The sequence below is a fragment of the Nitrospirota bacterium genome (genome assembly GCA_016214385.1).
Taxonomy (GTDB): domain Bacteria; phylum Nitrospirota; class Thermodesulfovibrionia; order UBA6902; family JACROP01; genus JACROP01.
The window spans coordinates 1-11,639 of the sequence record JACROP010000037.1 but is presented as its reverse complement, the minus strand read 5'-3'; the positions used below and the strand labels follow the sequence as shown (position 1 = coordinate 11,639).

General features: G+C 42.2%; 10 protein-coding genes. 3 read left to right on the top strand and 7 right to left on the bottom strand.

Going from position 1 to position 11,639, the window contains the following annotated elements; all coding sequences use genetic code 11:
* Positions 1-452 precede the first annotated feature (452 nt).
* Entirely contained in the window at positions 453-2,426 is a 1,974-nt protein-coding gene (gene feoB / locus HZC12_02550; protein ID MBI5025609.1) for a ferrous iron transport protein B, read from the top strand.
* A 182-nt stretch (positions 2,427-2,608) separates the two neighbouring features.
* On the opposite strand, the gene HZC12_02545 is transcribed toward feoB, so the two are convergent.
* From HZC12_02545 to HZC12_02515, 7 genes are all read right to left on the bottom strand, one after another.
* Complete coding sequence (locus HZC12_02545; protein MBI5025608.1) at positions 2,609-3,100, bottom strand: methylated-DNA--[protein]-cysteine S-methyltransferase; 492 nt, start codon at positions 3,098-3,100, stop codon at positions 2,609-2,611.
* A gap of 27 nt (positions 3,101-3,127) precedes the next feature.
* Positions 3,128-3,742 carry an ABC transporter substrate-binding protein gene (locus HZC12_02540; protein ID MBI5025607.1) on the bottom strand — a complete coding sequence of 205 codons (615 nt, stop codon included), beginning with the start codon at positions 3,740-3,742 and terminating at the stop codon, positions 3,128-3,130.
* 12 nt (positions 3,743-3,754) lie between these two features.
* On the bottom strand, positions 3,755-5,113 hold the full coding sequence (locus HZC12_02535; GenBank protein MBI5025606.1) for a TolC family protein: 1,359 nt from the start codon (positions 5,111-5,113) through the stop codon (positions 3,755-3,757).
* 13 nt (positions 5,114-5,126) lie between these two features.
* The gene (gene mlaD, locus HZC12_02530; GenBank protein MBI5025605.1) at positions 5,127-5,567 is read right to left on the bottom strand and encodes an outer membrane lipid asymmetry maintenance protein MlaD; all 441 of its coding nucleotides are present in this window, start codon (positions 5,565-5,567) and stop codon (positions 5,127-5,129) included.
* Positions 5,568-5,584: 17 nt separating this feature from the next.
* A complete protein-coding gene (locus tag HZC12_02525) occupies positions 5,585-6,337 on the bottom strand; it encodes an ABC transporter ATP-binding protein (protein MBI5025604.1) in 753 nt (250 codons plus the stop codon).
* Between the two features lie 11 nt (positions 6,338-6,348).
* On the bottom strand, positions 6,349-7,116 hold the full coding sequence (locus HZC12_02520; GenBank protein ID MBI5025603.1) for an ABC transporter permease: 768 nt from the start codon (positions 7,114-7,116) through the stop codon (positions 6,349-6,351).
* A gap of 191 nt (positions 7,117-7,307) precedes the next feature.
* Complete coding sequence (locus HZC12_02515; protein ID MBI5025602.1) at positions 7,308-9,443, bottom strand: bifunctional (p)ppGpp synthetase/guanosine-3',5'-bis(diphosphate) 3'-pyrophosphohydrolase; 2,136 nt, start codon at positions 9,441-9,443, stop codon at positions 7,308-7,310.
* 169 nt (positions 9,444-9,612) lie between these two features.
* Here HZC12_02515 and HZC12_02510 point away from each other — a divergent pair, with 169 nt between their 5' ends.
* Positions 9,613-10,071, top strand: a complete 459-nt coding sequence (locus HZC12_02510) for a rhodanese-like domain-containing protein (protein MBI5025601.1) — start codon at positions 9,613-9,615, stop codon at positions 10,069-10,071.
* 339 nt (positions 10,072-10,410) lie between these two features.
* Positions 10,411-11,639, top strand: a 1,229-nt coding sequence (locus HZC12_02505; protein MBI5025600.1) for a methyl-accepting chemotaxis protein, incomplete at its 3' end; no start/stop codon positions are given.

Here is an 11,639-nt window from a genome sequence, read left to right as displayed (position 1 = left end):
ACATAAAGTATTATGGAACCCAATATATGCTTAAAAATTTACCTTGACAACACAGTTGCTCTCCCATCCCCGGCCTCGCTCCGCGAAGCGGGGCGGGCGAGGGAGAGGGAATTTTAAGGAATTTCTATCTCTGGATTTGGGCAAAATAGACATAGGCCGTTCTGTCTCACCGATAGTTCATGCCGCCTGTTGATTTTATCAGGATATTTTTAATATCATATTGTTCATTTGGTGCAAACTGCATCAGTTGTGTTGCATAACAAAACTACATATCACTTAAAGGAGAGATAAACGATGTTAGAAAGATTGTTGCGATTATCGATTCTGATAATTCTATTTATGATGCTATTTTTATCTTGACAAGAGGCATTTTAAAAATTATAATTGCAACTGAGTCTCAATAGCAAATGTCTTACTCACGGATAACCTGAAGGAAAAACTAAAAGGATTGCATGCACGAACATAAGGAAAAAACAACGGCAAAAGGTAAATACGACAGGATTACACTTATTGGCAACCCAAATGTAGGTAAGAGCGTTATCTTCGGGCTTCTTACAGGCAAATACGTTACCGTGTCCAATTATCCGGGAACCACAGTTGAGGTATCCTACGGGAATATAACCCTCAACGGAAAACAGTACTCAGTCGTGGATACCCCTGGGGTCAATAGCCTCATCCCTATGAGCGAGGATGAGAAGGTCACGCGTGACATACTTTTAAATGAACGGCCGTCCTTGATCCTTCAGGTCTCTGATGCAAAAAACCTGAAAAGGACACTTCTCTTGACCATTCAGCTTGCAGAAACAGGCATTCCACTTGTCCTTGATTTGAACATGGAGGATGAAGCCAGGGATAGGGGCATTATAATTGATTCTGAAAAATTAAAGGAAATCCTTGGAGTAGAAGTTATAGGAACCATTGCGCCACAAAGAAAGGGACTTGGAGAGTTACGGGATGCCTTATTAAAGCCTGCATCACCAAAACTCAGTATTACCTATAACCCTGTCATAGAGGAATACGCCGAGAAGGTCTCTGCCCTTTTGCCTGAGGCCAATATATCCAAACGCTCCCTCTCTATGATGATTCTGGCTGGGGATGAAAGCCTTAAAGACTGGCTTACAGTCAATCTACAAAAAGATGACATTAAGAGGCTGGAAGTGTTAAGGAATGAGGCTCAGGAAAAGTTCAATCAACCCTTAAGTCTCGTTATAAACCATGAGCGACTGAAGACAGCAGAGGATATTGTAAAAGAGGTCACAAAGAGAGTTGCTTCTGAAGGGGGAAAGGTATCGGCTTTTATAGGGCATGTGAGCATGCACCCTGTGTGGGGCATACCCCTCTTGCTCGCCGTGCTTTATGGAATCTATGAGTTTGTTGGCATCTTTGGTGCAGGGACACTTGTAGGTCTCCTTGAAGAAACAGTCTTTGGAGTATACCTGAATCCCTGGGCAGAAAAAATTGTAAAAGCAGTGGTTCCAATAGCTTTCTTCGAAGAATTGTTAGTCGGTGAATATGGGTTGATTACCATGGCCCTCACCTATGCCATTGCCATAATATTGCCTATTACAACCACTTTCTTCATTGCCTTTGCTATCCTTGAAGACACAGGGTATCTGCCCAGGCTTGCCATAATGAGCAATAGGGTCTTCAATATTATGGGCCTGAATGGGAAGGCAGTGCTTCCAATGGTCCTGGGTCTTGGATGTGGGACAATGGCTGTGATGACGTCAAGAATTCTCGAGTCTAAAAGGGAACGGATAATCACAACGTTTCTCCTGGCTTTAGCCATACCTTGCTCTGCACAGCTTGGAGTAATCCTCGGAATGCTTGGAGCCCTTTCCATCAAAGCCACTGCTATATGGATTGGAAGTGTTATATTAGTCCTCTTTTTTTCTGGCTACCTTGCCTCGAAAATCCTTCCAGGAGAAAGGGAAGAGTTTTTCCTTGAAATACCACCTATAAGAAAGCCAATTTTAGGAAATATAATCGTAAAGACCATAGGGAGGGTCGAGTGGTACCTCAAGGAGGCAGTGCCTCTGTTTATCCTCGGAACCCTTATACTATTTGTCCTTCATAAGTTTAATCTTCTCATATGGATTGAGGCAGCGGTTTCACCTGTGATAGTGAGCTTCTTAGGGCTACCGGCAAAGACCGCTGAGGCCTTTATTCTCGGATTTTTAAGGAGAGACTATGGCGCAGCAGGGCTCTTTGCTATGGCTGAAAAAGGGCTCCTTACACCTCACCAGTCCCTGGTGAGTCTTGTTACCATAACACTTTTTGTCCCATGCCTTGCTAATTTCTTTATGATTGTCAAAGAGAGAGGTCTTAAAATGGCCCTCGGTATGATAGCAATAATATTTCCTGTCGCCTTTGTCTCAGGTGGAATATTGAACTGGGTTTTAAAGATATTAGAGGTCAGCTTATAATTCATGGTCATCTCCAAATTAGTTGATGAATTGAAAGGATAAATAAATCAAAATGCAAAAATCAAAATGCAAAATTAAAGAATTCCATTATTTTGATTTTTGATATTTGATTTTTGATTTTGCTTGAACCCTTTTTAGCAACTTTTTGGGAAAAGAACCATTTTTATAAATAGGAAAGAACGCTATTTGTTTAATTTTAAATAATACTCCATTTCAAGGAGCCTTCTTTTAATGTCAACTCCTGATGAGTAACCGCCTATAGATCCATCAGATTCTATTATCCTGTGACATGGGAGCACTACAGGGATGGGGTTCCTTTTAAGGGCCTGGCCCACAGCCCTGCAGGCATTTGGTTTGCCAATTCTTTCTGCAAGCCATTTATAAGTTTTAGTTTCACCAAAGGGAATTTCTCTGAGTAAAAGCCATACTTTTCTCTCAAATTCAGTCCCATCAGAAAATTTTATCTTCTGTTTAAAATTATCCCTGCCCTTCTCAAAATACCCCTTAAGCTCTCCAATAAACTCCCTGGGGGCAGCCCCATTTTTGAATTGCATCCGTGATGGTTTTTCAAAGGAGATCCCGACAAGAAATTTACCCGAGAAAATCAAATAGAGGGTGCCAACAGGGCTTTCAAAGACATCAAAGAAATGCTCAACAGATTTTTCAGTGTTCAATGTTTTGAATTTAGAAACTTGCCTGTTTTATGGTTGCACGAAGGTTTCAGCCTCCTGCTTATTTTTCATTCTTTTTACAAGCTCCTGATATGATTGCGACCTTATAATTTTATTGAACTGAGTCCTGTAATTGTTGATTAGACTTACACCCTCAATTACAACATCGTAAATCTCCCACTTTGTATTTGCCCTGATGAGTCTGTAATCTATGGGTATCTCGGTTTTATTTTTGGTTAAAACCTTGGTCTTTACTATTGCGTAATTCCCCTCTGCTGATTCCGCTGTATATAAGATTTCTTCATCTGTATAGCCTTCAATCTTTTTTGTATAAGAGCGTTCAAGCAGGTCGCTAAAAAGGTCTACGAACTCCTTTTTTTCTGCAGGGGTCCTCTGGGCCCAGTGAATGGCAAGGGACCGTTTGGACATCTCATCAAAATTAAATCTCTCATGCACTACAGTTTTGATTTTTTCTCTCCGCTCTTCGGTCTTCTCTGGTTTTTTTAGTTCCTTATCCCTCAGGATGTTCAGAACCTTATCCACCGAAGCCCTCACCTGCTCCATTGGTTCGCCAGCTTCAGCCAGTGTAGTCATTAAAAAAACTGGCAGCACAACAAATAAAGTTGAAAATCGCGATGAATTCATAAATCAGATCTCCTATTTTTCTGTTTTATCCCTGCCTGTGGCATATAATAGATTAGCATAGGACATTCTCTCATTGTAAATAGACCTAAGGTTGTTAGCCCTTGTAAGGGCATAGACACTAACCGCATCAGCTATTTCTTTTGCCTCGCCAACACCCATATCAAAGTTTGCAACAGCAGCAATGATCCATTTCCTTGCATTTTTGTAAGCCTTCTCTGTTGCCTCAATGCTCTTGCTTGCTTCCTCGATATCAAGATATGCCTTTCTCACCTCAAAGGGAATCCCCTCATCGGCAAATCTCTTTTTCTCAAGAAGTTTTCTATGTTCGGCATCAGCCTCTCTCACCTTTCCCTTTGTTATCCCGAAATCTATAGACCACTTGAGACCGAGAAATACTGCACCGTAAGAGTGATTGAATTCATCAAAGACAAAGGGGTTGTGGAGTCTATCTCTGTTTGAGGCGCCTGCCAGCGAGCCTCTGGCACCGAGGAATAGCATCGGGTAGTAATTGCTCTTCTCAGCACTTACAAGGGCCTCCCTGGCCTTAAGACCCTCCCTCAACTGAATAAACTCAGGGCGTAACTGTCGAGAATCGTTTATGTAGTCTTCCAGTACCCTTATAGGTCTTTCTTCTCTTGTAAGGGTATTATCAATAATATCAAACTCTATATTCTTAGCTATGCCAATGGAAGTCTTTAATGCATCTTTTGCAAGTGCTATACTTTTTTCCGCTTCATTTAAGTTTCTATCCACCTCTCCTAAAAAGGCATTTAGCTTGAACTGGTCTATCTGGTCTACCCATGGAGAACCGAGGTCGAGCTGCTTCTCCACTTTTTCTATTGTAGTAACGAGATCATCCTTTATTTCAAGAATGAGTCTTTTGAGGTCTTTTGCAAGGAGAAGACTGTAATAGAGATACTTGATCCTCAAAACAATATCTGAAACCTTTTTATCAACACCTGCCATGCTCACTTTTATACCGCTCTCAGAGGCTTCTCTGAAGCTACTTATTTTCCCAAATGTATAAAGTGGTTGAATAAGGCTGACCTCACCCTTCCCAAAAATCCCTGAAATAACCGGCCTTGTAGAATCATCTGGAGACGATACCTGATCGCCCCTTGCCCTCGGCGATGGAGCGGTCAACGCAAGAAACTCCACCTGTGGGTATCTTGCAGCATCTGCCTGGGCCTTTTTGCTTTCCGATGCCTGAACCTCATAGCGCGCCTCACCGATTTCAGGGCTCAGGTCAACAGCCTTGTCTATACACTGTTTGAGGTCCATCACAATCTTTTCCTGGGCAGAGGCTCTTGAAAAAGAGATAAGAATCATGGCACAAAAAAAGGCAATAAAAAAACTTTTCGAATTAGCCATAACCTCCTCTCCTTTAAACCTTTCCAAAGACGTATTTTGAAATTAACTCTTCGATATCCACAGCAGACTCGGTTTCCCTTATCCTTCCATGGGGGGGTATAAGTTTCTCTGAGCCGCCAGGCGTAATCTGCACATACTTCTCTCCTATAAGACCTTTTGTCTTAATTGAGGCAATAGAATCATCCTGGAGCTTAATTGAAGGTTCAAGCCTGAGGGCGAGTTTTGCCTGGTAGTTCTCAAGGGATACACTCTGCACCGTTCCAACCCCCACTCCTGCAATCTCCACAATAGAGCCTGCCTTTATCCCACCTGCCTTATCAAAATAGGCATAGACCATATAGCCCCTTCCACCAATAATCTCAAGCTTCCCCAGCTTCACCGAGATAAAGGCCAGGGCGAGGATACCCGAAAGGAGAAAAATTCCGACTGCAATCTCAAGGTTAAACTTTTTCATTTCAGCCCCCGGTTTATTTAATAAAAAATAGTCTCTATAGGCCCTTCTATACTTCCTGTTACAAACTGGCGAACTGCCGGGTTACTGGAGTTAATAATCTCTTCAGGGGTACCAACTTCTATTATCTTGCCTTCATGAAGCATTGCAATCCTATCAGAGACTTCAAAAATCCCCGGCACCTCATGACTTATTATTACACCTGTAAATCCAAATTCCCTGTGAGCATCTTTTATCAATTGATGGATAGATGTCCTGATTATAGGGTCAAGGCCTGTAGTAGGCTCATCAAAGAGAAGTATCTCTGGTTCCATCACAAGCGCCCTTGCAAGAGCAACCCTCTTTTTCATGCCACCGCTCAGTTCTGCAGGGTATTTCCCCTCTGTCCCTTTAAGCCCAACATGGGTTAAGACATTAATTGCTCTGTCATTTATGGTTTCTACGTCCAAATCGGTCCTCTCTATTAGAGGAAATGTAATATTTTGAAGCACTGTCATGGAATCAAACAGTGCGCCTCCCTGAAAGAGAAACCCGAATTTCTCTCTTATTCTATCGAGTTCCTTACCTTTTAAAAAGGTAATATCTTCACCATCTATAAGCACCTGGCCTACATCAGGTTTCAGCAGCCCTATAAAGTGCTTCATGAGGACGGTTTTGCCCCCACCACTTTTCCCCATAATGGTTATAATCTCTCCTGCCTCTATCTTCAGGGTTACGCCATCCAGCACCTTTAGCCCATTAAAGGATTTTTCAACGTCTATAAGTTCTATTATATTTTTTTTTGTCATAGCAGCATCGAACCTATAACATAGTCCCCTACAAGGATAAGGACAGATGACAGCACAACCGCCTCGGTTGTCGCCTTGCTCACTCCTTCAGCACCATAACCCGAGTAAAAACCTTTATAACAACAGATCCAGGTCACTATAATACCAAAACTCAAGGACTTGTAAATACCTGCAAAGATATCTTCCATCTCAACAAATGTCTTCATTTCAGAAAAATATGTCCCCGAGCTTATGCCGAGAAGCTTTACCCCTACGAAATAGCCACCATAAATGCCTACAACATCGAAGATAGCTGTCAGTAACGGAAAAGCAATCATTCCACCTAAGATATTGGGGGCTATGAGATATTTTATCGGATTCAGTGCCATTGAATATAATGCGTCTATCTGCTCAGATATTCTCATCATTCCTATTTCTGCGGTTAAGGCTGAACCTGTCCTGCCGGTTATCATGAGGGCTGAAAATACCGGTCCGAGTTCCCGTATAAGACTCAATGCAATTGCAGGCCCGAGCAGTGCCTCAGAGCCAAATTTCCTCAGGGTATAAAACAACTGTAGCCCCAGCACCATCCCGGTAAAGGCGCCTGTGAGAAGGATTATAGACATGGACCTTGTACCGAGAAACCTGATCTGCCTCAGGAGTAATTTGTATTTAAAGGGTGGGGTGAAGATTAAATATATAGCGTTGCCAAGAAAAATAGCCATCTTCCCCATCTCTTTGACAACAGAGAGGAACCACTCACCTAATTTAGCTAAAAAATCCAATCTTCTCTCCTTTTTAAACCACGGTGCCTGTTCTCATTGTCAATATTTGGGTTTATATCATAACATCGCTAATAATGCAACCGCATTATACTGACCGAAAAATGTTCTCAGTTCTATCTCTATCCTTTAGATAATGAAATGTCATTGCGGATGAAACAAAGCAATCTCACATGACAGAGGGTAAAGGGCTCCTATGCTGTCTTGACCCTTTTAACTTCCATAACACCATTTACCTGGATAAGCTTTTTAATAACCCCTTCGAGCTGGGCCCTGTCTTTAACCTCTATTATAAAGTTGCAGAAGGCCTTCTTTTCCTGTGTTGTCGAGGCATCTGCATGAGCTATATTGACATTAGCAGATGAAATTGCCGCGCTCAGATTTGCAAGTATACCTGGCTGATCAATCGTAGACACAGCGATCTTCACAGGATGGGTAACATCTTCTCCTGCAGTCCACTCCACCTCTACCAAACGGTCTCTGTCAACAGCGAGTGACTCAAGGTTAAGGCAGTCACCTGTATGAATCGAAACCCCCTTGCCTCTTGTCACAAAACCTATAACTCTGTCTCCTGGCACAGGGTAACAACATTTTGAACGGTGAAAAAGGATGTTATCCACACCTTTAATCTTTATGCCCCTTTCTTCTTTTGGCCTTTTAATTCTCCTTCTTGCCGGCACAATCTCAACCTTTTCAGGTTCAGGCAAAAGTTTATTTATAACTTGATGTGCAGAGAGTTTACCGTAACCTATAGCTACTAAAAGATCCTCATGATTGTGAATCCCAAAAGAGCTGGTCACATCAAGAATTTCTCTGGACCTTGCTAAATTAGGGCTCAGATCGTGCTTCCTGAGTTCTCTTTCAAGAAGCTCCCCTCCAAGCTCAAGGCTCTTTTCCCTCTCTTTTACTTTCACCCATTGCTTTATCCTTGCCTTTGCCCTCGGAGTCTTAACGAACTTCAACCAGTCCTTACTCGGATCATGGCCAGAAGCAGTAATAATCTCAACTGTATCGCCGTTCTGCAGGCGATATCTTAAAGGAACAATTTTCCCGTTCACCTTTGCACCAATACACTGATGCCCTATCTGAGTATGGATGCTATAGGCAAAATCAACAGGAGTTGAATCCACAGGAAGTTCCATCACATCCCCCTTAGGGGTAAAGACATAAACAACATCGGGGAAAATATCGCCCTTGACTGTTTCAAGGAATTCCTGAGCATCAGGAAGGTCATTCTGAGACTGAACAAGCTCCCTCAGCCATGAAAAATATCGGTCATCCTTTTCTTTTATAGGCCCTAGCTCCTTATACCTCCAGTGCGAAGCAATACCCCCTTCAGCTATCTTGTCCATCTCCTCTGTCCTTATCTGGAACTCGACCTTCTCACCTTTAGGCCCTATTACCGTAGTATGCAGGGACTGATACATGTTAGACTTCGGGGCACCAATATAATCCTTGAATCTACCAGGAACAGGTGTCCACCGAGAATGGATAAGACCGAGGATGGCATAACAATCAGCCTTGGTGTCTGTAATTATCCTCAGGCCAAGGACATCGTAAATCTGCTCAAAGGGAATTCCCTGCTTCTGCATCTTCTGGTAAATGCCGTAATAGTGCTTGACCCGTCCAAAGACTCTGCCTGGAAGCCCTTCTTCACGAAGCTTTTCCTCTATTATCCCTATTACCTCTTTAATATAACCCTCCTGTTCTTCTTTCCTCTTCGTGACTTTCTGCCCCAGCTCTTCACGGAGTTCGGGCATGAGGTATTTAAAACTCAAATCTTCAAATTCGGTTTTCAGCCAGCCGATACCGAGGCGATTTGCGAGTGGGGCATATATCTCCAGAGTTTCAAGGGCCACCCTGTGCTGTTTGTGCGCGGGCAGATACTGGAGGGTACGCAGATTATGAAGCCTGTCTGCAAACTTTATGACTATTACCCTTATGTCTTTTGCCATTGCGAGGAGCATTTTCCTGAAATTCTCAGCCTTAGCCTCTTCCCTTGTCTTAAACTCCATTCTGCTCAGCTTGGTAAGACTCTCAACTAAGAATGCAACATCATCTCCAAAGATATCCCTTATATCCTCAACAGTTGTACCTGTATCCTCAACAGTGTCATGCAGGAGTCCTGCTGTAATGGTAGTGCTATCCATCTTCATCTCCGCTAAGATTGCCGCAACAGCAAGCGGGTGCTCTATATAAGGTGAGCCCTCAAAACGCTTCTGGCTGCAGTGGGCCTCACGTGAGAATATATAAGACTTCCTCAGCGTCTCCACATCTGCCTCAGGGTTATAGGAGAGCACCTCTTTTATAAGCGTGTTTATATCTGATATTTGCATATTTTAATTATACAACTTTTGTGCCAGAATCACTAACAACCCCGCAAAATTTGCTGATAAACCCTTGACAAGATAAGGGATTATGTTATTCTTAAATTAAGATATAGTTATACCTGAAATTAGAAATTTTCTTCTAAAGTTTGATGAAGGGAGGTGATATATTGTGAGAAAACTTATTATGTTGCCGGTGATAGCCCTCTTTATTATCTGCAGCCCGCTAAGCTTGGTGTATGCAGAAAACCCCCTAACCCCGGATAAGTTGGCAGGGGCTAAAATTATATCTGCCGAAGAGTGTAAAAAATTGCTTGCTGGCAAAGCAAAGGTCTTCGATGTAAGAAATGAACTCGAATACTCAGAAGGCCACGTACCAGGTGCAGTCGGTCTACCGTATAAAGAAAAGAGTGAGAAGAGTGTGAATTTCGACCCTGGTGTTGACAAACTGGATCTCAGCAAACTCCCTGGCGACAAAAATACCCCTATTATCTTTTACTGCAATGGCGAAAGGTGCTGGAAATCTTATAAGTCTTCAGTTGCCGCGATGAAAGCCGGATACAAAAACGTTCATTGGTTCAGAGGGGGTATACCTGAATGGACAGCCAAGGGATTTCCAATAGAAAAATAGGTTCTTTTGTAAAAAAGTTGAACGGCATGTGAATAACCACAGAGACATAGAGTTATAAATTTGGAAATGACAAATAGGAAATGGGAAGTTATGACTTCACTTCTTACTTCCTACTTCTCAGTTCTCAGTTCATTTTTTTCTCTGTGCTCTCTGTGGTTTTCAATGTATAATTTTGGATTAATTTTATTATCTTTTAAGGAGGAAAGTGGAATTTTTCCGTAAAAAAGGCCTCAAATCCATTCTAATCACAATTATAATCCTTCAGTTTTCTTCACACGATGGGGATTTTCAAGGATTACAGCATATCTTGAAGAAGAACAGAGCAGAAACCTTTCAGAATTGATAAAAAAGGGCCTGAAAAATAATGAACAATGGGCTAAAAACCTCCTGGAGACAGTGGCTAATACCACCTACATTCAAAAGTCCTTTCATGATAAAGATGAGCTCTACGATTATTCTTACCCGATTCTGAATAGATTAAGTAAGCAGGGATTAAGCATTTTAAATTACTATACAACTGATGGAAAGGTCTATTTAAAGGCTACTGACCCAAAGGACACAGAGATGGTTAAGAGAGAAATACCCTTAATTGCGGCGAGGGAGGACAGGGTAGTATTCGGTGTAGAAGAAGAAAATGGTAAGGTTTACAGCTTCATAGCATCGCCATTTTATGTTGGAGGCAAAAAGTTAGGAATCATGGAATTAGGGGTTAACATGAACCCCCTGCTTGCAGAATTGAAGGAGATACTGAATGCAGAAGTGGGAATATCTTTAAATAAAGAGGTAGTTAATGCTACGGATGAGATAGTAAAATTAGCAGTAGATAAGAGATCTCTTAAAAAGGATAACAAAAAGTATACGGTCTATATATCTGACCTTGGAGGAAAGGGGAAAATATCTGTAATTGCACTGAAGGATGTTACTTTTTTAAAGGGAGTCATGTTCCGGTCAGAAATACTAATAGCAGCCCTCGGCTTTGTAACTGTAATTATATTTTCCTTAATTATTATCAAAATCCTCCGACCCCTCGCCAATATCATTGATACTCTGCAGGAGATGGGAACAGGTGATTTAAGAAAAGAGGTTGAGGTCTCTACAATCAAGGAACTCGCAACAGGGATTAATAATTTTATTTATAGCCTCAGGGGGATAATAAAAAAGATTCAGGACGTCTCCGAATCAGTTTTATCTGCCACAATCCGTATCAACGATAGTGCAGATAAACTGTCAAAGGGTGCACATGAACAGGTCGAGTCTACAGAGGCCACCTCTGCCTCCATCAACCAGATGAATTCTTCCACAGGTGGGGTAGCTGATGCTTCAGAAGACCTGTCCAGGTCTGCTAACGAAAGTTCTTCAGCCATCCTCGAGATGACCACATCCATAAACCAGATTGCAGATAGCACCAGCACACTCTCCTCACTGGTAGAAACCTCCTCCTCTTCTATCGAGGAGATGTCAGCCTCTATGAAAGAGATAGCTGAAAATGTAATAGTCCTCTCCACTGCTGCAGAAGAGACAGCCTCTGCCGTCAATGAGATCACTACCACCATAAAAGCGATAGAGGC